This is a genomic window from Firmicutes bacterium HGW-Firmicutes-1 (assembly GCA_002841625.1).
In the GTDB taxonomy this organism is placed as follows: domain Bacteria; phylum Bacillota; class Clostridia; order Lachnospirales; family Vallitaleaceae; genus HGW-1.
Window position 1 is genome coordinate 209679 of record PHAG01000008.1, and the last position, 26277, is coordinate 235955.

The window sequence follows — 26277 nt, forward strand, 5'->3', positions numbered from 1 at the left end:
ATATAGGCCAACATTAAAAAAAGTATAGAATTTTCTTGGTATATGTGCATTTATAAAGCAACTTGCTACTATTCCGGATATTGTTGAAATTTTAGATGATACCGCTGAAATGAAGAGATTGGTCGTTTAATCTTATTTTAACCGAATGGAAGAAGTCCCCCACTTAAAAGTGGGGGACTTCTTCCATTCGGTTACGAATATATCAAGAGTCGAACCTAATTAAGTCCTTCCATATTTCAATTTCATTGATTGCGGCCTCAACAGATTCCGAACCATGGACAGCATTTGCTTGAACAGTTTCTCCATACATATATCTTATCGTTCCAGGTCTAGCTTTGTTTGGATTTGTTGAACCGTTAATTTCTCTAACAATGTTGACTACATCTACACCTTCTAATACCAATACAACTACTTCAGAGGAGGACATAAAATCGACCAATTCATCATAAAAATCTCTGGATTGGTGAGCTGCATAATGTTTTCCTAAAACTTCCTTTGTAGGTAAACATCTATGTGCGTGAATAATATCTAAGCGATTATCCTCATAACATGAAATGATTTTTCCAACTAACTTTTTGATCACTGCTTCAGGCTTAATAATAACTAAGGTTCTTTGCATTGAATCACGCGCCTTTCATTGAATTTTATGAAGTCTTTGCTTTTATACTAGGAAAGCTCTGCTTAAGCAATTGAATAAGCGGCAGCTGGAAAAAAGAATTTTAATTCAGAAAAGCCACTCTTCTAATAGTATTATCAGCAGAACTCATGATACAATTCATCAAATTTATTTTTATTATAGCACTAATAGATAAGTGCTTCAAGGAAAAGGGGATCTGGTTGTTATATTTATTGTAATTTTATCATTTGACATGTTACAATATAAGATATTACCAGAGGTAATCAATGATTAGGAGACAATATGAAAAGACGAGTATCTATTTTAGTGGCTTGTGTACTATTTATTCTGACAATTACAACTTCATCCTTTGCAGCGAGCTCTATTTCAAAAGATATGACAGTTGAATATTCTGGCGGAAAGAAAACGGTTAAAACGGTTTGGATCGATTTGAATGATCCAACGATTAGATTAGATATTGTATGTGCAAATAATAAAGTAGGCACAACTGATTCCTTAAAGGACATTGCGAACTTGGCAAAAGATGATCAGACAAAGGTGCTTGCAGCGATTAATGGCACATATTTTAACGCGTACAGTGATATGCAACCAAGTGGAACATTGATTTCAGAAGGAGAAGTTTTACATGTAACGAATTCCGGAACTGTATTTGGAATAGATGGAGGCAATGATTTTTCAATTGTACCATTATCTATAAAAATTGAGGGGAGCATTAATGATAGTTGGGTGTGGCCAAATAATTGGTATGCCTGGAATATCAATCAAATATTTACAGAAAGTAGTTCCAGTGTCATTTTTACTCCTGAGTATGGAACGAAAACGCCTGTTCATAAAATGACCTCAATTGTGGTAGATAATCATATTGTGACAAAGATTTCTTCTGGGCAAGTGAATATTCCATCAGAAGGGTTTGTGTTGGTAACAGGAGATAACTCGCAAATATCTAAATTCCAGGTAGGGTATAGCGCAGATTATAAAATCACCTATAATGAAAATGATTACGACGGTGCTACAACCGACCAACCGTTATCATGGAATAATATACGAAGCGGAGTAGGTGCGGGCCCACTTTTGCTAAAAGATTCTAAGATTGCAGTAAATGCTAAAAAAGAAGGCTTTACTGAAGAGAAAATAACTGTTTCAAAAGCAACACGAAGCTTTATCGGTATTACCAATAAAAATCAATTGGTTATTGGAGTTGTAGATGGTGTTACAGTGAATGAAATGGCAGAAATAGCAAAAAAACTTGGCCTTACTGATGCTATGTGTTTAGATGGTGGAGCATCATCGGGGTTGTTATATAATGATACTTATCTTTATAAACCGGGTAGAGATCTGAGTAATGCAGTGGTCATTACCCAGTTGAAAAATGCTCCCGTAAGATTGCAGCTTAATGGTAAAGAAATTTACTTTGATAAAGATCCATATATAGAAGCATCTTCTAATAGAACCTTAGTACCAATGAGAAAAATTTTCGAGACACTTGGAGCTTCTGTAAGTTGGGCAAGTGATAGCACGATTACGGCGGTTAAAGGTGATATCACAATTAAACTAAAAGTAGATAGTGATATAGCAACGGTTAACGGAGTTGAGTACAAACTAGAATGTCCAGCTGTTTTAAGAAAAGGGAGAACCTTTGTACCACTTCGATTTATAACAGAGCAATTTGGTGGTAATGTAGAAATGAAGGATGGTATTATTCGACTTAATATTTATTAGTAATTTAACTGATGTGCAGGCGATGCTTGCATTCGGATAGGAAACCGTAGCGAATGCGGAGGTTTTGTAACATGAACACTGGTTTTATAGGGCAACCCGAGGGTTGTTTTTTTTTATTTAGGAAAGCTCCGCATATGTATTGCAAAAGCGGCAGATATTTAACGATAAGTAGCTGATTTTATAGTGTTCCTGCGCCTTTATACCTAGCCCACATAATCATATATGTTCACTGTAAATGGTTGACATAACACCTAATTATTGTTAACATGATAATAACCTTTATCGACAAGAATTTACAAGGTATTTTGATTTCAGAACTTAGCTAAAAAAACCCATATTCAAAAGGAGATTGAAATATGAGAAGACTTGAAAGAACCCTCATTATTCTGCTCGTAGTAAGTCTTTTAGTTGCTAGTTCAGTTAATATCTTTTCTGCAAAGAGTAAAGTAACCACCACCCCTTCGGCACCAACCCTTGGATATTCTCCAATGACGCCAACTAACGGTAATGTAACAGTAACCATCTATTTTCCTTCAACTGCAGTGGTTAAACAGTACAAGATTGGTACTAATGGCACTTGGATCACATATTCCTCACCAATTATTTTAACATCTAATGCGTATGTTATTGCAAGGTATCAAAATAGTAAGGGTCAATGGTCAAATTTAGGTGGTGTGACGGTTTCTAATATCGACAAGACATCTCCGTTAAGTCCAACATTTTCTTTTTCTTCTTTACAATTAACAAATCAAAATGTTAGCGTTACCATTAGCTTTAGTTCAGATTCAACAGTAAAACAATACAAAATAGGCAGTAGTGGTTTATGGACAAGCTATAACTCCCCAATTGTATTAGAATCCAATGATACAATTTATGCAAAGGCATCTGACGCTGTAGGAAACTGGACTTCAATTTCATCCTATTCGATTAGTAATATTGATAAGTCGGAACCCACATTACCAAGTTTTAATATTTCTAATAGTAATTATACCAATCAAGATATTACTGTAGACATTCAGTATAGTAATGATTCAGAATATAAAAAATATAGAATCGGAAGCTCAGAACAATGGAATGATTATGTATCACCCTTAACAATAAGCACAAATACTACTATTCATGCCAAAGCTAGTGATGCAGCTGGAAACTGGACTATGGAAGTTAGTACTGAAATAACGAACATAGATAAGGAAACCCCAAACAGCCCGGATTTTTCTGCTTCTTCAACGGAATTAACCAATCAAGATGTGGAACTGAGCATTCTCTATGACATAGATTCAGTTGTAAAACAATTTAAAATTGGGGATACACAAGCATGGTTTGAATATAGTGGACCTATTATATTAAGTTCAAATGGGATTGTGAGTGCTAGATCCTCCGACGTAGCTGGTAACTGGTCATCAGAAGTGAACTACGTAGTGAATAATATCGACAAAACACCACCGATTTATCCGATTATTACTGCAACTTCAATGGAGTTAACGAGTGAAAGTGTTACGGTGACGATTGATTATAGTGAAGAATCCAGTACTAAGGTTTACAAGATCGGAGCATCTGGAGTATGGGCGGAATATACAGGTCCCATCGTATTGAATACGAACGATATTGTATATGCGAAAGCAGCTGATTCAGTTGGAAATTGGACACCAGAAATTCAATATGAAATCAATAATATTGATCACAGTGGACCTACTACGCCTATCATTATGGTTTCAACTATAGCAAATACCTATGAACCAGTAAAAGTGACCATTCTCTTTAGTGAGGATTCATTAATTAGACAGTATAAACTAGGTTTGAATGGTATTTGGACAAATTATATAGTTCCAATTGATCTTACAGGGAATACTATGGTCTATGCAAAAGCCTCTGATAATCTAGGAAATTGGAGTGAGGAAGCCAATTATTCAGTTGAAAACATTATAAAGATGGTAGTAGGTTATACGGTTAAATATGGTACAACAGATAAAAGCTCCTATAATTCAATGGTATCTAATGTGAATACTTTAAATGAAATAATAACGGCAACTTATACGGTAGACGCACTTGGTAATTTAACAGGTACAGCACCTGCTGATCAAATTACATATGCGAATAACAATAATATTAGTACGAAGCTAATGGTAAGCAATAGCTTTGACTCAAATATTGCCAAGCTGTTACTTCAAAGTCCAGAAAATAGATTGAATTTAAAGAATAACATTATTTATTTGCTTCAAACGAATCATTATAAAGGTGTTGATATCGACATAGAAAACATACCAGCTTCTTGTAGAGATCAATTTACCACATTTATGAGTGAAGTCTATGGTGCGTTGAAGCCTCTAGGATACAGTGTGTCTGTAGCCGTCCAAGCCAAAACATATGATTCCTCTACTGCAACCTGGAATTATGCTTTTGATTATAAGTCTCTAGCTATGTACTCGGATTATCTGATGATTATGGCATATGATGAACATTATCCAGGCGGAACCCCTGGCGCAGTCGCTTCGATAGATTGGGTAAAAAGTGTTGTTGATTATACGTTGACAGTAGTTCCGAAAGAAAAGATCATTTTAGGATTAGCAGCTTATGGATATGATTGGTCTAGCGGTGCTACAAAGGCATATTCAATCAACGGATGTTATAATTTAGCAAATCAGTATGGTGCGACTATTTATTTTGATAATGTTACAAAGTCCAAGTATTTTAAATACACGGTGAATGGCGTTGCACATACCGTTTGGTTTGAAGATGGTGATACCATTCCTTATAAGTTAGATCTTGTGAATTCAAAGGAGTTAAAAGGAATAGGTATTTGGAGATTAGGCCTTGAGAACTCAAATTTTTGGGATGCAATACGTGTGAAATTAAGATAATAAAAGTAGGAAAGATAAACGGGTGAAAGCCCGTTTGTTTTTTTGTGCATTTGGAACTACAGAAAGCGCAAGATATGTGGTAAGATGTCATTAATCAAGTAGCGTATTCGAGAAAGGACACAAGAGAATGAATGGAAACAATTACAATGAAGTAGATTCTAAAATATTAATTGTTGATGATGATGAAGCAAATATATCATCCTTTAGAAGAATGCTAGAAATGAACGATTTTACAAATATCATTTCAACAACTGATTCACGAGAAGTCGTTGCTTTCTATTTAAAGGAAAAACCCGACCTTATTTTGTTGGATTTAAAAATGCCTTATTTGGACGGATTTCAAGTTCTTGAACAGCTTAATCTAATAAAAGAAGACGAATACTTACCTGTTATCATGATTACAGCTGAAAATGATAGACAGACTAAAATGAGAGCATTGGAACTTGGAGCCAGAGAATTTATCAGTAAACCCTTTGATCAAGCGGAGGCAATAACAAGAATAAAAAACTTACTACAAATAAAAATTCTCCATAATAGCATTATAGATCAAAATCATTCACTTGAAAGAAAAGTGGAGGAAAGAACTAGAGAACTCAAAGATATGCAACTCGAAATCATCCAAAGGTTATTGAGAGCTGCTGAATTTCGTGACGATTCAACGGGATTTCATATTTCGCGAATTGGCTACTATGCTAGAGAGCTTGGAAAATTAAATGGTTTTTCAAAAAGTGACTGCGAAAAGCTACTTCACGCAAGCATGATGCATGATATCGGAAAAGTAGGAATTCCTGATCATATATTATTGAAACCTGGTAAGCTGACAAAGGAGGAATGGGAGATCATGAAACAACATACGATTAAAGGCGCCCAGATCTTGTCAGGAAGTAAATCAGAGATTATGCAGTTGGCTGAAATCATAGCTTTAACACATCATGAAAAATGGGATGGAACCGGCTATCCATCACAACTGAAAGGGGAAGAAATACCAATAGAAAGCAGAATAACAACTTTATGTGATGTATTTGATGCACTATTGTCAGTAAGACCTTATAAACATGCATGGCCATTTGTTGAAGTTGTTGAAGAAATAAAAAAGAACAGTGGTGTGTTTTTTGATCCTCAATTAACAACGTTATTTTTGCAAAATTTATCCAATTTTATCGAAATAAAAAACAAATATTTGGAATAGCAAAGGGAAATTATTTAAGAGGTATGTATCTTGGATTAAATGGGTATAACGTAAAAACTATTGCAAATATTGCTTGCAAATGAATTTTATGTATTATATAATGCAAATGAGAATGATTTGCATATAATTCAAGGAGGTTTTTATATGAAAAACAAAAAAATTAACAGGTTAATGAATAGTATTGTATTGGTACTAGTTTTAGTGATGGTAAGTGGATGTGGTTCAAAGGTTGAGAATGAAGAAATATTTGAGAATGGTAAAATTACGGTATATACAAGCTTTTATGCAATGCATGATTTTGCAAATAAGATTGGGGGAGACAAAATCAACTTAATTAATCTTGTTCCCACAGGAATGGAGCCCCATGATTGGGAGCCAAGTCCAAATGATATTGTTAAGCTTGAAAAGGCAGATGTTTTTATATATAATGGAGCTGGAATGGAACATTGGGTGGGAAAAGTATTAGAGTCAGTAGATAGTGAAAGATTGGTTGTAGTTGAAACCGCGAAAGGATTGAAACTTCTTGAAGGGATTGATGATCATGAAGAGGATCTTAAGGAAAAAGACGATGAAGAGTTGAAATATGATCCTCATGTGTGGTTAAATCCAATGTTAGCAAAGCAACAAATGGAAGCTATTAAGGAAGCCTTTGTTTTAGCGGATCCTTCAAATAAGGAATTTTATGAAAATAATTATACGGATTATGCTGAAGAATTAGATGAGCTTTTTGAAGAGTTTACTTCTACATTATCAGCTTTTGAGCATAGGGATATTATAGTAGCACACCAAGCTTATGGTTATTTATGTGATGCATTTGATTTGAATCAAATTCCAATAGAAGGTCTCAATGCTGATGCAGAACCTTCACCATCTAGAATGGCTGAAATTATAGAATTTGCTAAAGAAAAAGATATAAAAGTTATTTTCTTTGAAGAGATGGTGAGCCCAAAGGTTGCAGAAACCATAGCAGAGGAAATTGGAGCACAGACAGCAGTATTAAGCCCATTAGAGGGACTTAAGGAAGCAGATATTGCAGCTGGAAAAGAGTATTTCTCAGTGATGAGAGAGAATCTTGAGGCTTTAAAGCAAGCATTACGATAAGGATGATGATGATGAAAAACACGAGTAAAGAAATTTTATTGGATAAAGGCTTGAAAAATACTCGCCATAGGGAGCTTATCCTTGAGGTTTTTGAAAAAACTCAAAAGCCATTAACTGCAGAGGAAATTTTTTTGTTATTAAAGGGAAGTTCTGAAGCTACGTGTTTATCAACTGTTTATAGGACCGTTGAAGTGTTTGAGTCTAAAGGGTTAGTGATTAAATCTAATAGTATTGATGATGGAAAAGCACGATATGAATTCAATACTATGGAACATCGACATCATGTAATATGTATTGGATGTCATAAAATTATATTTATTGATGAATGTCCATTTATTGAGATTGAAAAGAATCTGAAGGATAAATTAGAATTTGAAATTACAGGGCATAAGTTTGAAATATATGGAAATTGTAAAGAATGTCAGAAACATGAAAGAGTTGAAGAGAATAAAATCTGAAGATATAACAATAAAAAAGTGCCTAAAGAGGCACATTTTTTATTGTATGAGCTATATTAGATCTAATTCCTTGCGTTTTTTCTCTATATGATCCACGTAAATTTGAATTGTTTTCTCGGCATCCAACTCGACAACTACTTTTCCAAGACCTAGGGATTCGGTAGTCTCAGTAAGGGTTTTTACAACAACATCACTACCAGTGATTGAAGGAACAGGAGCAATATGAACAAGCCAACCTAAAGCGATGGCGGTGCAAGCATCGGCTACAGCTTTTTGTTCTAAATATTCTGGGGCACCGATTACAAGGGGCAATTTATTGGTATCTACATTGAGGACATCTGCTAATTCTTTTGCAGTATGAGTCATTTTACCAATATCTACACAGGCGCCATAGGAAAGTACGGGAGGAATGCCCAGCTGTTTGCAAACAGATTTTAGGCCTTCGCCACATTCATCTGCTGCCTCTGGTTGAGTTAGGCCTGTATATTCCATAACAGAAGAGGTACAACCGCCGGAAAGGACTAGGATGTTATTTTTAATGAGACCTTGGGTAATTTTGAATACATTGCTGCCTCCTTGACCATATCGTGCAGTTGTACAGCCCACGATAGTTGCAATGCCACGAATATTGCCATTTACAATTTGTTCTATTAGAGGATCGAAGCTACCACCCAATGCTTTTTTTATAGATTCAGTACTGAATCCAATCATACAATCTGAAACATGAGGGGGTATATAAGCTTTTCGATTTTCACTTTTTCTTTGCTTAAACGCATCTAAAGCCATGTTTAAAGCTTTTTCTGCTTGCTCTTTCATTTTCTCAGGTATAAAATCTAAGGTTTCCGTGCCTTGGAGCTTAATAACAGGATGAGTACTTAACAACTTTGTGCCAAAACGCTTTGCATATAAGGGCATTGTTGGTACAGTACAGTTGTAATCGAACATAAATAAATCAATGACACCTGTTGCCAATACATATTCTTGAGACAACCATTCTCCTTCTTGACCGGCATATCCTTTTTGGTTATGGGTGCCTTCATAATTCATTAATTGCTGACCTTCACATACATGTCCTAATATTTGAATGCCATCAGCACCTAGAGCATGTGCTTTTTGTTGCCATTCATCTGTGGATGCCAATTCAATGGCTACATGAGCCAATAATGGCATATGACCATTTGTAATGATATTTACCATATTGTTCTTTAACAAACCCATATTTTGTTGTTTATGAGCAATCTCCTGTGTGCCCATAAGCATTTCTTGAATTAGGTCAAGTAATAATAAGCCTTGATATTCATTTGCAACACCTAAGCGAACACTGTTGAGTAAGAAGTCAACAGGATCAGAGGAGAAATTGGTCATACACCTTGTTTGAGCATATGCAATTTCACTGTAGCCACCACCGGGAAAAAGACCAAGTTTATTCCATAGCTCTTTACGCTGAGTTGGCGCAAAGGCCTCTACTAACTTAGAAGGAATATGGTAGGGGGCATGTATATCATTTATCACCCAATCAGCAAATTGAATGGCAAGGGCCTCAATGGGTTGATTGGCATCAAGTCCAGCCATATCTGCATATTTTTTCAACTTTTCAGGATCGCGAATTTTCAGGCCGCTTTCAGGGTGCTCACCTGCAGCTTTTAGAGTTCTTGCAGCTTGATGACAGTGAAATATATTAGCGGCTGTTCCAATGGTAACGTGACGATACATAAAGTTTCTTGCTACCATAGTGTGCGCATCTACACCACAGGTACCACGAGGAGCTTTTTTATTGATACGGCAAGGACCATTGGCGCATAATTGACAGGATAAACCTTCGATGCAAAATTGACATTGAATAGGCTGTTGTTCTTTAAACCTATCGAATACATTTGTCAACCCAGCTTCGTGAACAACTTGATACATTTCACGCATTGCAGGGTCGATAATGACATTAAGGGGATACCCTTTTTTTGATTGATCATGCTTTTGGATATGTTTTCGTTGCCATTTATGAACTTCCTTCATATCTGGCATTTTTTCGATATTCTCATAATCAATTTTGTGATCACCATTAAGACCTGGGTGGGTGTTTGGGTCGTTAGAATCTTCAGTGGTAAGCTTTGAGCCAAAAGTAGACTTGCTACCACTCATACGCTCCGAACTATTTTCAAAGGATTTTTTTATTTCTTTATCGGACATTGGTACCTCCTAAAATCTGTATTTTACTTTAGAATTTCCAATTTGTTGGAATAATATTCTACTAGAACGGAGCACAATAAAGGTAGCATGATAAAAGTTTGATTTGGGTATTTGACAATAACTATGGCAAAGGTGTATTATAATAAAAAGCATATGCCAAAAATAAAAATCATTAAGGAGTAAAACTAATGTCAGAATGTACAAGTTGTTCAGCTAATGAAAGCTGCACAAGAGACAAAGAAAAATGTCAGGTAGTGAGTAATTCATTTAGTAATATTAAAAAAACAATAGGTGTAATGAGTGGAAAAGGTGGGGTTGGTAAATCAACTGTTGCCGTATCGATAGCAAAGCAATTAAAAAAGATGGGATATCAAGTAGGTATTTTAGATGCGGATATCACTGGACCAAGTGTACCTAGATTATTAGGGTTACAGGAAGAAAGAGCACTTAATTCAGAGGAATATATTTTGCCAGTTGAATCTAGTGAGGGTATTCGCACCATGTCATTGAATTTTTTGATTGAAGAAGAAAATAGCCCAGTGATATGGAGAGGACCAGCAGTATCTAACGTTGTTAAGCAGTTCTATACAGATGTGTTTTGGGGAGATTTAGATTATCTTGTGATTGATATGCCACCAGGCACCTCAGATGTTGCACTTACAGTAATGCAATCTATTTTATTAGATGGTGTAATTATGGTTACATTACCACAAGATATGGTTTCAATGATTGTATCAAAAGCCGTAAATATGGCTAGGACACTAGAAATTCCAGTACTTGGGGTGATTGAAAATATGAGTTATATATCATGTCCAGATTGTGGAAAACGCATTTCATTATTTGGAGAGGGAAATAGTGATCAATTGCTCTATGGTTTGCAGCTTGAGCTTTTAGGAGAGCTTCCGATGATGAAGGAAGTAGCTAAGCTATCAGCTGAGCTAGAGGAAAGTGAGTCAGAAGTTATTGATTCATTATTTGGGCCTATTGTTGAGAAGATTATTAAAGCAGTTGACCGCTAGGATTATGTGAAATACATAGAGGTATACGATGACCGATTGGAGTGCATTTGACTTTAATCGGTTATTGTGCATAAACACCAGTTATAGTTGGTGAGCAGACTGTCGACAAAAGCATTTTTTCTGATAAGTGTATTTACTATTGGCAGTAAGTGTTCATTTTTCTGGCCTTACCCTTCGGACGGTCTGGTGAAAAATGAACACTTACTGCCTTTCGTATTAATCTAGAAAAAATGCGTTTATCTCTGTTTCGTTAATTGATAATTAAAATCAGGAAACATTATTTTTTGCAAATTAGTTATTGACATATGTTCATAATGGGGTATAATAGTTTATGTAAAGGGTATATGCCAATAATTAATAAGGAGGTTCAACATGCCTAGAAGAGATGGAACAGGTCCTTTGGGACTAGGAGTAATGAGTGGAAGAGGCTTAGGAGTATGTGGAAGAACAATTAATGGAAAATATGGTGCCGGATTAGGTCTTGCATTAGGACTGGGAGTAGGTTTTGGCTGCAGACGAGGTTTTGGTAGGAATTTCTTTGCAGATTCAACTCATGAAAAAGAGATGCTCACAGAGGATATGGATTTGCTTAAAAAGAGGGTTGAGGCTATAAGTAAGAGATTAGGTAATTAGTCAGAGCACACATAAAGAGAGCACAAATAAAATAAGTACTATGACAAAAGGAGGACAACAATGAAAATTGCAATACCGGTAGAGGATAAATCCATGGAATCGAGTGTATGCCAATCTTTTGGACGCACACCGTATTTTCTAATTTATGATACCCAATCAAAAGAAAGCGTATTTCTAGATAACAGCGCAGCGGCTAGCCAAGGTGGTGCAGGGATTAAGGCAGCACAAGCCATTGTAGATAACAAAGTAAGTGCCTTACTAACACCACGCTGTGGAGAGAATGCTGCGGGGGTAATTAAAGCCGAAAGTATAGAAATATATAGGACGATGAATGATTCTATTCAGGATAATATTGATGCTTTTAGTTACGGTAAGTTAGCTTTTCTTGAAGATATACATGCTGGATTCCATAATCATGGAGGAAAATAATATGAAGATAGCTGTGCTAAGTGGTAAGGGTGGCACAGGTAAAACCTTAGTATCTGTAAATTTGGCTGCAGCAGCAAAGAATGCCACATATATTGACTGTGATGTAGAAGAGCCTAATGGACATCTGTTTTTCAAGCCGTATAATATAAAGTCAGAAGAAATTTCAATTAAAATTCCGTTTGTTGATAAACAGCTTTGTAAGGGCTGTCGTCAATGTATTGACTTTTGTAAATTTAATGCCTTAGCCTATATTCATAATGGCCTGATCATTTTCGATGAGGTTTGTCATTCCTGTGGTGGATGTGTACTGCTTTGTCCAGAGAACGCTTTGTCAGAGAAGGAAAAGACAATTGGCGTAATACAAAGAGGTGTTTCTAAACAAATTAAAATTGTTACAGGTATTTTAAATACTGGAGAAGCATCTGGTACACCAATTATAAAGAAGCTTTTAAATGATATGCCAGTAGGTAAAGATATCACCTTTATTGATTGCCCTCCTGGAAGTGCTTGCATTGTTATGGAAAGCATTAAGGATGCGGATTATTGTATTTTGGTAGCTGAGCCAACATTGTTTGGTGTTCATAACCTTAATATGGTCTATGATTTAGTGAAATTGTTTAAGAAGCCCCATGGGGTAGTGCTTAATAAGTGTATCGAGGGAGAAAACCCTGCTGAAAAATTTTGTATAGAAAAGGATATAAAAATTTTAGGAAAGATACCTTTTGATGAAGAACTTGGCACACTTAATTCTAATGCTTTGGTTTCTGTTAGAGTTGATAAAAAGTATATGGATCTTTTCTCTTACTTGCTTGATACAGTGACTAAGGAGGTGCAGCATGAAACAATTGTTAATCCTTAGCGGAAAAGGTGGTACGGGTAAAACTACGATTGCTAGTGCCTTTATTAAGCTTTCTAATGCCAAAGCATATGCTGATTGCGATGTGGATGCACCTAATTTACATCTTGTCATGAAACAGTTATCACAAGCACAAAAAATAGATTATTATGGAATGTCCAAAGCTGAAATAGATACAGATTTATGTAATCAATGTGATTTATGTAGACAAAATTGTCGGTTTGACGCAATTAAGGTTGAGGATAATTATATGGTGGATTGCTTTTCCTGTGAGGGTTGCGGTGTCTGTGAAGCTATTTGCCCAGTAGGAGCTGTGGCTCTAAAGCCTGCAATTGCAGGAGAGTTAGTGCTTTATGTAAAAGATAAGGTATTTTCCACAGCACAGCTTAAAATGGGTAGTGGCACATCAGGGATGTTGGTCACAGAGGTGAAAAAGCAGTTGAAGTCAGTAGCTATTAAGACAGAGCTTACAATTATTGATGGATCTCCGGGTATAGGATGTCCTGTTATAGCATCATTAAGTGGTGTTGATATGGTTTTAATCGTAGCAGAACCGTCAGTTTCAGGAATAAGTGATATGGAACGAATTATAAAAACTGCGGGGAAATTCCAAACAAAAATAGCTGTTTGCATTAATAAGTATGATACGAATATAGAAAACACAAAAAGAATTGAATTGTTCTGTGAAAAACATAAGTTGCCTTTTTGTGGAAGGATACCATTTGATTCAAATGCTGTACAAGCAATTAATAAGGGTCATAGCATCGTTGAAATAGATTGCACGGCAGGGCATGCAGCAAGAGAGGTTTTTGATAGAACAATTGCAGTATTAATGGATGAAAATCTTAGTGTAACTAAAGAGGGTAATGTTGATTGAGGCATGTTACAAGATTTTGAAGGATTGTAAAGATTTTATAAAGAAATTATGAAAAATATGGAGGAAATAAAATGAAGATTGCAGTAGCTAGTGATAAAGGAATGGTAACAGAGCATTTTGGACATTGTGAGAGCTTTAGTATTTTTGAGACTGAAAAGCAACATATTATTAATAACGTGAGTATACCAAACCCTGGACATAAACCAGGATTTTTACCCGTTTTCTTAAGTGATAGAGGAGTAAACGTCATAATTTCAGGTGGAATGGGCGGTGGAGCCGTTGAAATTTTCAATGAAAAAGGTATCGAGGTTGTCACTGGTGCAAAAGGAAGTGTAAAGGCGGTAGCTGAACTCTATTTACAGGGCGCGCTTAAATCTACTGGCTCTGTATGTCACGAACATCATCATCAGGATGAATGTGAAAATTAAATAAGGTAGCGGATTTTTCATATTGGGTGTAAATTTGAAATAATATTCTGTTTTACACCATTTTGCTTTTTTAATGAAAAGCAATGTTAAAAAAGCATGTTAATAAAATGAGTAATGGTTATAAGTCTGATTAGCTTTAGCTGTTGATAGTTGATTAAAACATGGTATAATGACTTAAAAGATTGATTAGGCATTTGTTGTATTAAATCAGAAGACAGCTTATGTCAAGGAGGTATAGTAATATATGGCAAGACCTAGAAAATTCAAAAGGGTTTGTTGCTTACCAGAGGTCACACTATATGGACCATTGAATAAGAATGAACTTCAAAATGAAGATGTATGTATGACAGTTGAAGAATATGAAGTGATCCGAATGATGGATTATGAAGGCCATAATCAAGAAGAATGTGCGAATGCAATGGGTGTTGCTAGATCTACAGTTCAACGTATTTATGATGATGCTAGAAAAAAAATAGCAGATAGCCTAATTAATGGTAAATCACTAAAGATTCAGGGCGGAGATTATAAATTGTGTAGTGATTTTGGTGATGAGTTTCCATGTAAAAGAGCAGGGTGTCATAAGAGAAGACATTTAATGGAGGAAGAGAATGGGGAGACTAAGTAGAGCATAGAATTTATACAATCAATACTTCATATATAGAAATGAAGCCCTATAGGGCTTTTCAGACTGTCGACAAAAGCATTTTTTCTGATAAGTGTATTCATTATTGGCAGTAAGTGTTCATTTTTCTGGCCTTACCCTTCGGCCGGTCTAGCGAAAAATGAACACTTACTGCCTTTAGTATTAATATAGAAGAAAAAATGCTTTTATCTCTGTTTCGTTAATTTATGTGAAGCCCTATAGGGCTTTTTTTTAGTGTTTAAGCATATACGCATAACTAGCTTTCTTTGTATACCTTATTATTAACCCAATGGCAACAGTTAGAATAGAATGAAGTATAAAACCCATTTAACCGATGTGCAAGGAAACTTGCATTCGGTTACGAGACCGTAGCGAATGCGGAGGTTTTGTAACATTGACAAAAAGGGGAACGTTCCATGTCTGTATTTAACCGTTTATCAAACATTTTCGAATCTTCAGATGAAATTCCTTTTGACGACTCCTCAAAAATTGTTCTTATGAGCGATTGTCATAGAGGTGATGGGAGTTGGGCGGATGACTTTTCTAAGAATCAAAACCTCTATGTTGCGGCCTTAACCCACTACTATCGTGAAAAATTTACTTATATAGAACTTGGGGATGGGGACGAGTTATGGGAAAATAGTAAGATTTCTAACATTATACATATTCATAAAGACGTATTCTGGCTTCTAACTAAATTTTATGAAAAGGGTAGGCTTCATATGGTTTTTGGAAATCATGATATTGTCAAAGAAAACACAAGTTATATCGAAGAAAACCTACATTATTTTTTCTATGAACGAGAACAAAAGTACTATCCCTTGTTTCCAAATGTTAAGATTCACGAAGGGTTAGTGCTAAAGCATAGCATTACTGGGGATAGAATTTTTCTCGTTCATGGACATCAAGCTGATTTTCTAAATAGTACACTATGGAGATTAAGTAGATTTTTAGTGAAACATCTATGGAGAAGGCTCGAAATATTTGGTGTTAATGATCCAACAAGTGCCGCAAAAAACTACAAGATTAAGTGGAAGGTTGAGAAGAAATTAAGAGATTGGGTAATCAGAAATAAACAAATGCTAATAGCAGGACATACCCACAAACCTGTATTCCCAGAGGTGGCTGATCCTCCATATTTTAATGATGGAAGCTGTGTTCACCCAAGAGGCATCATAGCAATTGAAATTACAGAGGGTTACATTTTACTTGTAAAATGGCAAGTAAAAACAAAGCTAGATGGTACATTATACGTAGGTAGAGAAATGATAGCAGGCCCAAGGATGTTAGAGGATATATTCATCTTTAAAAATGACAAATGATGTTACCGTACATGCAGGCATAAAATTACATTTAATTAAATTTACAAAACCAATCAGCAAATCTACTGTAGTCTACATATGGAAATTATGGTAATATATTAATATACATTTATGGAGAAGAGAAAGGGAGGTACCTTATGGGTGATAAAAACAAAATCAATAAAAAAGTTTATGAAAAAAAGCTAGAAGAGCTTCAAATTGAATTGGTTAAGCTACAAGAATGGGTCAAAGCTAATGGCTTACGTATAGTGGTAATTTTTGAAGGTAGAGATGCTGCGGGTAAAGGTGGTGTGATCAAAAGAATCACTGAAAATTTAAACCCTCGTGTTTGTAGAGTAGTGGCGTTGGGTGTTCCGACTGAAAAGGAAAAGTCTCAATGGTATTTTCAAAGGTATGTAACCCATTTACCTGCTGCTGGTGAAATGGTACTATTTGATAGAAGCTGGTACAATAGAGCAGGTGTTGAAAAAGTAATGGGATATTGTAGTGATGTCGAATACAATGAATTTTTAAGAAGCTGTCCTGATTTTGAAAGAATGTTGGTTCGCTCGGGTATTATCCTTATTAAGTATTGGTTTTCAGTTTGTGATGAAGAACAAGAAAAAAGATTTCAAGATCGTATAAATGATCCAACAAAGAGATGGAAGATTAGCCCAATAGATCTCGAGTCTAGAAAATACTGGGTGGACTATTCAAAGGCTAAGGATGCGATGTTCGAGTATACAGATATCAAACAAGCTCCTTGGTATGTGGTAAATGCAGATATTAAAACCCATGCAAGACTCAATTGTATTTCCCATTTATTAAGCTTAGTGCCTTATAAAGATTTGACTCCAGAAAAAATTTCTTTGCCCAATCGACAAAATGACGAAGCTTATATTCGTCCACCATTGGATGAACAGACATTTGTGCCTGATATTACTAAAAAACTATTAAAAAATAATTAATATAGCCTCAGGACTAACTGAATTTCTTTAGCGTGTATTTGATCTTATGATATTGAATAACGCAAAACAGTAACACAAAAATAAATAATAAATATCACATAGCTTCCAATGTCTGTAAAGACTTTGGAAGCTTTTATAATGAATTTTATTGGAAAAATAGCAATAAAAATAATTTGACATAAATACAATAACTTTGTCGATATTTGAAATAATTACAGTTTTATACAACTTAATTTAAATAAATTTTACAATGTAATATAATTTTATAATTAACAAGTTGACAAAACGTTTGTAAACTTATACAATAATAATAGTTTTTTGGTGAGATTTAGTTGGGGATTTTTATATGAAAGAATACACTGGGAGGTATTTAAAAAGGAATTGATGAAAGAAAGGGGTAATACCGTGACAGAAATAATGGTGAGCATATGCTGTATTACATACAACCAAGAAAAGTATATTTCAGAAACATTGGAAGGTTTTTTAATGCAAAAAACGGATTTTGAATATGAAATATTAATACATGATGACGCCTCGACAGATCAAACAGCAGCAATCATTAAGCAGTATGAAACAAAGTACCCAGGTATTATTAAATCAATATACCAAAAAACAAATCAGTATTCTAAAGGTGTAAAAATCGACCTAACATTTAATTTCCCAAGAGCAAAGGGAAAGTACATTGCCCTTTGTGAAGGAGATGATTATTGGACAGATGTAAATAAATTACAATTACAAGTAGAATTTATGGAAAAACATGCCAATTGTAGCTTGTGTACGCATATGGCCGAAAAAATTTCAAATGATCTAAAAAATATCGGTTATATTAGACCGAATGTAGGCGACAGGGAATATAAAACTGACGATGTAATTCGTGGTGGAGGTAGTGCATTTGCTACAAATTCTATGATGTTTCCAACAAAGCTAGTGAAGGAACTTCCTGACTTTTACGTAAAAGCGCCAGTGGGAGATTATCCATTAGCAATTTTTCTATCCTTATATGGCAATGTGCAATATATCGATTTATGCATGTCTGCTTATCGTGTTTTGTCGATTGGTTCATGGAGTAGTAAGCTAGAAGCAAATCCCGAAAAGAAGCGTACACATAATAAAAGGATTGAAACAATGCTATATGAAATTGACGAATTTGCAAATTATGCGTATACACAGGAAATTAGGAATTATATTATCAAACAAGAAATTTGTTTGTACATGAAAAACCTTATTGGACAATACATCCCCTTTGCAGGTATATTGTGGAGAAAAATTAAGAATATCGTGTAAAGGAGAAATGGCTTTATGAATGCTCTTAATATGAAAAACACAATCCTTTACGGTCTTTTCTGGAAACTGATGGAGCGTGGAGGAACCCAAGGAATACAATTTATAGTTCAAATTATTTTAGCAAGATTATTGCTACCAGAATACTACGGGTTAATTGCGCTGATTACAGTTTTTATAGCCATAGCAAATGTTTTTGTACAAAGCGGTTTTAGCACCGCCTTAATTCAAAAAAAAGATGTGGACGAGTTGGATTTTAATTCAGTATTCTATATTGGGTTATCAGTGGCCATTGTGATGTATATCATTATATTTTTTTCTGCACCCCTTATAGCAGCTTTTTATAAGGAACCTAAGCTCATTCTCGTTCTTCGGGTATTGTCCTTAACTTTATTCTTTGGTGCGATGAACGCCATACAAATGGCTATAGTATCAAGAACCATGCAGTTTAAAAGGTTTTTTTTTAGTAGTTTAGGAGGGATCATCATTTCAGGAGTTGTGGGCATTGCTATGGCTTTTATGGGATTTGGCGTTTGGGCTTTGGTTGGACAACAGCTCAGTAATGGCTTTGTGGTTACGAGTATCTTATGGTTTACAGTGCAATGGCAACCTAAATTTCAATTCTCTTTAGCCAGAGTCAAAAGCCTTTTTGCATTTGGATGGAAGCTTTTGGTTTCATCTTTGCTCGAGACAGTATACAACAATGTTTATGGGCTGGTCATAGGGAGGACCTATAATGCGCAGATGCTGGGATACTATAACAGAGGTGATCAATTTCCTAATATGATTGTAACAAACATAAATGGTACTATTTCAAGTGTCTTACTACCATCACTTGCAGCACATCAACAGGATAAAGATAGAGTGAAAAGAATGGTGCGTCGGTCTATTGTAACGAGTGCCTTTATCATATTTCCAGCAATGGTAGGCTTGGCGGTATGTGCCCACCCTTTGGTGAGGATATTGCTAACTGACAAATGGTTAGCTTGTGTTCCTTTTTTACAGCTCATGTGCATATCCTATGCTTTCTGGCCCATACACACAGCTAATTTGCAGGCAATTAATGCACTCGGGCGAAGTGATATTTTTTTGAAATTAGAAATTATTAAAAAGTGTCTTGGTGTAGCCGTGTTGTGTGTAAGCATTCCTTTCGGCATTTATGTCATGATTGCATTTAAACCAATAGTATCTTTTGTTTCTACGCTTATAAATTCATTCCCGAATAGGAAATTATTAAACTATAGTTTTAAGGAACAGTGGTTGGATATTATGCCTTCAACCTTACTATCCATAACAATGGGCGTAATTATATATGCAATAAATTTTATCGGTTGGAATGCTTGGGTAACACTTATTCTTCAGTTGAGCATAGGAACAGTATTATATCTTGGAATGGCCCATGTTTTCAAGTTAGAGTGTTACAGATATTTGGTGGATACAATAAAAGAATTTTTTTGGGAAAGAAAGCAGGAGAGGTGTAAAAATGAAAAATTTGATCATCGTGGGGGCCGGAAATGCAGCTAGAGTAGTATTGCAGTTAGCTAAGGATATGAATAGAGAAAAGCTTAGGTGGAACATCAAGGGATTCATAGCAGATAGTGGGTTGGATATAAAAAAACTAACCAATGGAGACTTTGATATTATTGGTACCATTGAAGACTGGCATCCAAGTGATCAAGAGGTATTTACATGTGCTATTGCAGAACCTAAGGGAAGAGAAGCCGTAGTTATGAAACTCAAAGCACGTGGAGCAGAATTTGTTAATCTGATACATCCAACAGCACAGATTAGTGATTATTGTGAAATTGGAGAAGGTGTTATCATAAGTCCTTTCACTTATGTACAGGCGAATGCAAAACTTGGAAATTTTGTTTATCTTATGTCAGGTGTTGCTCACGATGTAAAAGTTCAGGATTATACAACGATTTGTGGACGGTGCTGTATAACAGGAAATGTACAGATTGGTAGACGTGTATTTATCGCTAGTAGTGCAACAATCATTCCTGAAATAAAAGTTGGCGATGATGCTTTTGTATGTGCGGGTAGTGTTGTGAATCGTGATGTGATAGGTGGAACGAAGGTATTTGGTAATCCAGCAAGGGTAATCAGTAAACCAAAATGAAAGTAGTAGGGGGACAAGCAAATGGATCATGTAAAAAAATATAACAGTATATTTATAGAGGTTTTTGACGTAGAGGTAACAGAATTAAATAATGATTTTACAATTGATTATAAAAGCAATTGGGACTCAATCAGACACCTAAGCCTTATAGCAGCCTTGGAAGATGAATTTGATATGATGTTAGATACAGATGATATATTGGAATTTAATTCATACGAAAAGGGAAAGCATTTATTGGCTAAATATGGTATTGAATTATAGCGTTATTGGAGGAAGTGGGAATGTCTAACTCAAGATTATTAGAAGGAAAAGTCTGCCTAATAACAGGAACAAGTAGGGGTATAGGTAGATCAATCGCAGAACAGTTTGCCAAGGAAGGTGCCATCGTTTATGCGAATGCACGAGGCAATGGCTCTATTGATGAGTGGGCCAAGGAGAACTCAGAACGTTATCATACTGTTGTTGTCCCATTGTACTTTGACATTACAGATACAGCAGCTTCAAAAGAAGCTGTTATGAAAATAAAGCAGGAGCAAGGGCATATTGATGTACTCGTCAACAATGCAGCAGTAGAAATTGGTGAATTAATTGGCATGATTTCTCATGAGAGTATGATGAAAATGTTTGAAGTGAATGTTTACGCACTGATTAACTTATTGCAATTTGTAGCTAGGATTATGTCAAATCAGACAGGTGGAAGTATTATCAATATATCATCGGTAGTCGGGCTAAGGGGCAATAGAGGGCAGTTGGTCTATTCAGCAACAAAAGGTGCGGTTATAGCCTTGACCAAATCTGCAGCGAAAGAACTCGCACCTAAGAATATACGAGTCAATTCTGTAGCACCAGGTCTAACAGATACAGATATGGTTAGGGAATTCGACAGGGAGCATTTAAAGGAGCGTATTTCTAATATCGGAATGGGAAGATTGGCCAAACCTGAGGATATAGCAGGTGCATGTGTTTTCTTAGCATCGGATTTATCAGAATACATATCGGGTCAAATTTTGGGAGTAGATGGTTGTTCAATTTTATAGAGGATGGTATAAGAGATGTTTCTAAAATTAGATCAGAAGAAAAGCTTTGCAACTGCTGCTATTGATGACAGTGGAAGCTCAATTTCCTATGGAGAACTCTGTGATTTTGTTGAAGATTTTTATTTGAGAGTTGGAAAAAGGACATTAATCTTTAACCTGTCAGAGAATTGCATCGGTTCTATGGCGGGATATGTAGCTTGTCTTGATAAGAAAGTAGTACCTCTTTTGATTAAGTGCGACTTGGATAGGAGTTTGTTAAGGTTTTTGATCGATCTATATAGACCTGAATATATTTGGATGCCAAAACGGTATAATCAAGAATTTAATTATATGCAAGTTTATGAGCAATATGGATATGTGCTTTGTAAAACAGGCCTTCAAACTTATGAATTGTACCATGATCTTTCGCTTCTGCTTATGACCTCGGGTTCAACGGGTAGCCCAAAGCTCGTACGTCACAGCTATTCTAATATTCAAGCAAACGCTCAGAATGTTGCTGCTTTTTTTGAACTCGATGAAATTGATTGTGGCATTGCCTTATTGCCTATGCAATATACAATGGGGCTTTCTGTGGTAACGAGTCATCTATATGCTGGAGCTACAGTTTTATTGACAACATTAGCAATGACGGAAAAGAAATTTTGGGAATTTATCAAAGAACATAATGCTACGAGTTTTACTGGGGTCCCTTATAATTTTGAAGTTTTAAAAAAATTAAGATTTTTTAAAATGAAATTACCTTATTTAAAAATGATTACCCAAGGTGGGGGTAAATTATCAGAAGATTTGTTTAGAGAATATTCTGAATTTGCTAAGAGGACGGGAAAAAAGTTCATAGCAACTTATGGTCAAACTGAAGGAACAGCACGAATGGCTTATCTGCCTGCGGAATTGGCAACAATAAAAATTGGAAGCATAGGTGGTGCGATACCAAATGGCCATCTTTCACTGATTGATGATGATGGATTAGAAATTGAAGAAATGGAAGCTGTTGGAGAAATGGTATACCGTGGTCCTAATGTAACTTTAGGTTATGCCCAAGATGGAGATGATTTGGTGAGGGGTGACGAGCGAAATGGCGTATTATATACGGGGGATATAGCTCGACGGGATGCTGATGGGTGCTACTATATTGTTGGACGTCTGAACAGGTTTTTAAAGCTTTATGGTCTTCGTGTGAGTCTAGATGAAATAGAGCACTTGGTTAAAAAAGCTTTTGATATAGATTGTGCATGCATGGGTAATGATGAAAAGATGACCATATTTATCACCGATCAAGATAAGCAGGAAGGCGTATTTAAGTACATAGCTGAAAAAACAGGCATTTATACAAAGGCATTTGAAATACGTTTTATAAATGAGATACCACAAAATGATGCAGGGAAAACTTTATATAAGAAATTAGAAACTTTGTATGATCAAATTCTTATTTAGATGAGACGAATGAGGCAGGATATACTAGGAGGTATTCTTTATGATGAAAGCAATCCAAGTAACGCGTTCCTCAATGCCGGATTTTGAGGAGTACATAGAAGAGATTAAAGACTTATGGGAAAGCCGCTGGCTGACGAACAATGGTATAAAGCATATACAATTAGAAGCAGAATTATCAAAGTATTTGAACACTCAAAATCTGACACTTTTTACAAATGGTCATATGGCCTTGGAGTGTGTTATAGCGGCCCTTAACCTTTCAGGAGAAGTGATCACAACACCATTTACTTTCGCATCTACAACACATGCTATTGTAAGGAATGACTTGGAACCAGTGTTTTGTGATATTAATCCAGATGACTATACCCTTGATACACAAAAGCTAGAAGGTCTTATTACAGATAAGACGTCTGCAATCCTTCCTGCTCATGTATATGGGAGCATATGCAATGTCAATGAAGTTGAAAAAATAGCAAAGAAATATGATCTTAAAGTAATCTATGATGCGGCACATGCATTTGGGGTTACTGTTGACGGTATAGGGGTTGGCAGTTTCGGAGATGCCTCGATGTTTAGTTTTCATGCAACAAAAGTATTCAATACGATTGAAGGGGGAGCAATTACATTTAGGGATGTTATGCTCACTAAATTGTTAGATAACTTAAAGAATTTTGGCATTACTGGTCCGGAGTCGGTTGAAGGTATTGGTGGTAATTGTAAAATGAATGAATTCCAAGCAGCAATGGGAATTTGCAATCTTCGAAATGTTGATGAAGAAATTGAGAAACGGAAAACTGTTGTGGCAAGATATGTTAAACGATTGAGTGGTGTTAAGGGCATTAGGTTGATAAAACCCCAACCAGGCGTAAAGCATAATTATGCTTTTGTACCAGCTGTATTTGATGGCTTTACAAGCAATCGGGATGAGGTTTGTGCAGCGCTAGAAAATGAAAATATTTATGCGAGAAAGTATTTTTATCCACTTACAAATACGTTTGAGTGTTATAAAGATAGATTTGATGTTAAAGAAACGCCAGTTGCGCAGTATATTGCTGAAAGGATACTAACATTGCCACTTTATGCTGATTTGTCTCTGGAGGATGTCGATAGAATTTGTGAAATTATTTTAAAGTAGAGATTCATTATTGTAACAGGCAGTCCTATTCAATAGAGAAGATTCTACTTGTTTATTGGAAGATGCTTTCCTAGTAAATGAAAACGCGTGATATCATTTGATATCACGCGTTACTTTATAATGGGGCATAACTATGTAGCTACAATTCTAGATGGCGATCTTTTAGCTTGAGCTTACTTTGTTTCCAACACTTTTTCCGAATATGAAGAGCGTTGCACCAGTTGCTAGAATACCTGCAGGTAAGGTAATTAGTGAGGAAACACCTAGAGCAGCCGGTAAGAAGCCAAAGACTATAGAGATAATCGCTACAACAACAGCGTATAATAATTGGGTTTTCACATGATCAATGTGATCACAAGAAGAACCCATAGAAGATAAAATTGTTGTATCAGAAATTGGTGAACAGTGGTCACCGAAGATTGCTCCAGTTAAAACAGCACCAATACTTAAAGTGATCAGGTTCATATCTCCGCCAGAAGCACTATTTGCCAAAGGTATAGCTAAGGGCATTAAAATTCCCATAGTTCCATAGCTTGTCCCAGTAGCAAAGGAGATGATTGAACCGAGAAGGAAAATTATAGTTGGAATAATGAATGCGGGAATGGTATTTTTTAGGGCGTCTGCTAAATACATATCTGCATCAAGTTGGTTTTTAATCACATCAGCGATTGACCATGCAAGCAATAAAATAACAACAGTAATGATCATGGACTTCCAACCTTCAATCCAGGTATCCACTCCATCTTTAATGGTAAATAGTTTTTGAAAAACACCCATTACAATTGCAACAATTCCTGCTAGCATTGCAGCCATAAATAATACAACAGAGGCATCGGAACTACTATAGCAGATTCTGATAGCTGTTAAGGAAAATGGACTGCTATTCACAAGCTCTAAACTAGCTTCATCTAAAGCATTATAGCCATTAAAATAAAAACCAAGTAAAGAAGCCGCCATAAGAACAAAAATAGGAATAATAGCATTCCAAATATTTGTCTTCATACCAGCGATTGGTTTAATATCCATATTTTCGCCAATAGCAAGAGGAGTAGAACCATCTGCAATGACCTTTCCAGTAGTTCTTGCTCTTTTTTCAGCTTTGTACATTGGACCAAATTCTTTTAATAAAACAATAGAAAAGACAATGAAAGCTAGTATGAAAATATTGTAGAAACGAAAAGGTATGGTTTCTAAGAAAATGGCGTATGCACTTTTCGTAATAGATAGCGCTGTTAGTTCTTCTTGGATTAGACTTAATTCATACCCAATCCAGGTTGATACGATTGCAATTCCAGCGATAGGAGCTGCGGTAGCATCGACTATAAAGGCTAATTTTTCTCTTGATATGCGTTGCTTATCTGTGACAGGTCGCATAATAGGACCAACGATGAGGGAGTTTGCATAGTCATCAAAAAACACAAAGAGACCTAATATCCAAGTAATAAATTGTGAACTTCTTGCTGTTTTGGCTTTTTGAGAAAGCTTTTCAGCAATCGCAAAAGTACCTCCCATTTTTGAGACCAAAGCAATCAAACCACCAATGGCCATAACCTGTAATAAAATACCAGCATTCCATGGATCTGCCATAGAATTAACCATTGATTTTATCATCAAAGTAAAAGCACCAGTTATTGATTTAAAGACATTAGTACCACCAACCAAGGAAACCATCATCGTACCTGAAAAAACTCCAGCAGCGAGTGAAATGATAACATTCTTTGTTAAAAAGGCAAGTACAATAGCAACCAAAGGTGGAATCAAGGTCCAAGCCCCTAATGCTTGCCAAAGAGGTGTTGTTTCGCTAACCGTTACTCGAGATGAAACAAAAAAAGCGATTATTGTTAGAGCGGCCAAAACAAAATACGTTACTTTGGTCAAAGTCTTCTTGTTCATAAAAATATCCTCCACATACATTTTTTCATTCTAAATAATCTTATAACAAATAGCGAAAAATGTAAACGATTAGTT

Annotated in this window: 24 protein-coding genes; 21 read left to right on the plus strand and 3 right to left on the minus strand. The window is 35.7% G+C overall.

Annotation, left to right across the window (positions count from 1 at the left end; translation table 11 throughout):
• Positions 1-202: 202 nt before the first annotated feature.
• Positions 203-619 carry a nucleoside-diphosphate kinase gene (locus tag CVU84_10680; protein ID PKM94523.1) on the minus strand — a complete coding sequence of 139 codons (417 nt, stop codon included), beginning with the start codon at positions 617-619 and terminating at the stop codon, positions 203-205.
• A gap of 300 nt (positions 620-919) precedes the next feature.
• Between CVU84_10680 and CVU84_10685 the strand changes: the two genes are divergently transcribed.
• The 5 genes from CVU84_10685 to CVU84_10705 all read left to right on the plus strand — a co-directional run bounded on the left by CVU84_10685 (position 920) and on the right by CVU84_10705 (position 7962).
• Entirely contained in the window at positions 920-2356 is a 1437-nt protein-coding gene (locus CVU84_10685) for a hypothetical protein (protein ID PKM94524.1), read from the plus strand.
• 356 nt (positions 2357-2712) lie between these two features.
• Positions 2713-5214, plus strand: a complete 2502-nt coding sequence (locus tag CVU84_10690) for a hypothetical protein (GenBank protein PKM94525.1) — start codon at positions 2713-2715, stop codon at positions 5212-5214.
• 127 nt (positions 5215-5341) lie between these two features.
• Complete coding sequence (locus tag CVU84_10695; protein ID PKM94526.1) at positions 5342-6403, plus strand: two-component system response regulator; 1062 nt, start codon at positions 5342-5344, stop codon at positions 6401-6403.
• Between the two features lie 159 nt (positions 6404-6562).
• Positions 6563-7504: an ABC transporter substrate-binding protein gene (locus CVU84_10700; GenBank protein PKM94597.1), complete on the plus strand. Its 942-nt coding sequence runs from the start codon at positions 6563-6565 to the stop codon at positions 7502-7504.
• A gap of 8 nt (positions 7505-7512) precedes the next feature.
• Complete coding sequence (locus CVU84_10705) at positions 7513-7962, plus strand: transcriptional repressor (protein ID PKM94527.1); 450 nt, start codon at positions 7513-7515, stop codon at positions 7960-7962.
• A gap of 51 nt (positions 7963-8013) precedes the next feature.
• Here the strand turns inward: CVU84_10705 and cooS are convergent, their stop codons facing one another.
• On the minus strand, positions 8014-10146 hold the full coding sequence (cooS, locus tag CVU84_10710) for a carbon-monoxide dehydrogenase catalytic subunit (protein ID PKM94528.1): 2133 nt from the start codon (positions 10144-10146) through the stop codon (positions 8014-8016).
• 188 nt (positions 10147-10334) lie between these two features.
• Between cooS and CVU84_10715 the strand changes: the two genes are divergently transcribed.
• The 16 genes from CVU84_10715 (at position 10335) to CVU84_10790 (ending at position 24309) form a co-directional block, all read left to right on the plus strand.
• Positions 10335-11165 carry a sodium:proton antiporter gene (locus CVU84_10715; GenBank protein PKM94529.1) on the plus strand — a complete coding sequence of 277 codons (831 nt, stop codon included), beginning with the start codon at positions 10335-10337 and terminating at the stop codon, positions 11163-11165.
• Positions 11166-11537: 372 nt separating this feature from the next.
• Positions 11538-11798: a hypothetical protein gene (locus CVU84_10720; protein PKM94530.1), complete on the plus strand. Its 261-nt coding sequence runs from the start codon at positions 11538-11540 to the stop codon at positions 11796-11798.
• A gap of 60 nt (positions 11799-11858) precedes the next feature.
• Positions 11859-12227 carry a dinitrogenase iron-molybdenum cofactor biosynthesis protein gene (locus CVU84_10725; protein PKM94531.1) on the plus strand — a complete coding sequence of 123 codons (369 nt, stop codon included), beginning with the start codon at positions 11859-11861 and terminating at the stop codon, positions 12225-12227.
• 1 nt (position 12228) lies between these two features.
• A complete protein-coding gene (locus CVU84_10730) occupies positions 12229-13086 on the plus strand; it encodes an ATPase (protein PKM94532.1) in 858 nt (285 codons plus the stop codon).
• Positions 13064-13960, plus strand: coding sequence for an ATPase (locus tag CVU84_10735; protein PKM94533.1), 897 nt, complete (start codon positions 13064-13066; stop codon positions 13958-13960). The genes CVU84_10730 and CVU84_10735 overlap by 23 nt, the downstream gene beginning before the upstream one ends.
• A 71-nt stretch (positions 13961-14031) precedes the next feature.
• Positions 14032-14388, plus strand: coding sequence for a dinitrogenase iron-molybdenum cofactor (locus CVU84_10740; GenBank protein PKM94534.1), 357 nt, complete (start codon positions 14032-14034; stop codon positions 14386-14388).
• Positions 14389-14632: 244 nt separating this feature from the next.
• Positions 14633-15013: a hypothetical protein gene (locus CVU84_10745; protein PKM94535.1), complete on the plus strand. Its 381-nt coding sequence runs from the start codon at positions 14633-14635 to the stop codon at positions 15011-15013.
• Positions 15014-15447: 434 nt separating this feature from the next.
• Positions 15448-16353 (plus strand): serine/threonine protein phosphatase, encoded by a 906-nt coding sequence (locus CVU84_10750; GenBank protein PKM94536.1) that lies wholly within the window; start codon positions 15448-15450, stop codon positions 16351-16353.
• Positions 16354-16490: 137 nt separating this feature from the next.
• Positions 16491-17300, plus strand: coding sequence for a polyphosphate kinase 2 (gene ppk2 / locus CVU84_10755; GenBank protein ID PKM94537.1), 810 nt, complete (start codon positions 16491-16493; stop codon positions 17298-17300).
• A gap of 384 nt (positions 17301-17684) precedes the next feature.
• Entirely contained in the window at positions 17685-18584 is a 900-nt protein-coding gene (locus CVU84_10760) for a glycosyl transferase family 2 (GenBank protein PKM94538.1), read from the plus strand.
• 15 nt (positions 18585-18599) lie between these two features.
• Positions 18600-20105, plus strand: a complete 1506-nt coding sequence (locus tag CVU84_10765) for a flippase (protein PKM94539.1) — start codon at positions 18600-18602, stop codon at positions 20103-20105.
• Positions 20065-20703, plus strand: coding sequence for a sugar acetyltransferase (locus tag CVU84_10770; protein ID PKM94540.1), 639 nt, complete (start codon positions 20065-20067; stop codon positions 20701-20703). Before CVU84_10765 ends, CVU84_10770 begins: the two co-directional genes overlap by 41 nt.
• A 21-nt stretch (positions 20704-20724) precedes the next feature.
• Positions 20725-20964 carry an acyl carrier protein gene (locus tag CVU84_10775; GenBank protein PKM94541.1) on the plus strand — a complete coding sequence of 80 codons (240 nt, stop codon included), beginning with the start codon at positions 20725-20727 and terminating at the stop codon, positions 20962-20964.
• Positions 20965-20984: 20 nt separating this feature from the next.
• Positions 20985-21740, plus strand: coding sequence for a 3-oxoacyl-ACP reductase (locus tag CVU84_10780; GenBank protein ID PKM94542.1), 756 nt, complete (start codon positions 20985-20987; stop codon positions 21738-21740).
• A 15-nt stretch (positions 21741-21755) separates the two neighbouring features.
• On the plus strand, positions 21756-23174 hold the full coding sequence (locus CVU84_10785; protein ID PKM94543.1) for an o-succinylbenzoate--CoA ligase: 1419 nt from the start codon (positions 21756-21758) through the stop codon (positions 23172-23174).
• A gap of 40 nt (positions 23175-23214) precedes the next feature.
• Positions 23215-24309: an aminotransferase gene (locus CVU84_10790; protein PKM94544.1), complete on the plus strand. Its 1095-nt coding sequence runs from the start codon at positions 23215-23217 to the stop codon at positions 24307-24309.
• A 162-nt stretch (positions 24310-24471) separates the two neighbouring features.
• Here CVU84_10790 and CVU84_10795 read toward each other — a convergent pair whose 3' ends face one another.
• Positions 24472-26202, minus strand: coding sequence for a sodium:proton antiporter (locus CVU84_10795; protein PKM94545.1), 1731 nt, complete (start codon positions 26200-26202; stop codon positions 24472-24474).
• Between the last annotated feature and the right edge of the window lie 75 nt (positions 26203-26277).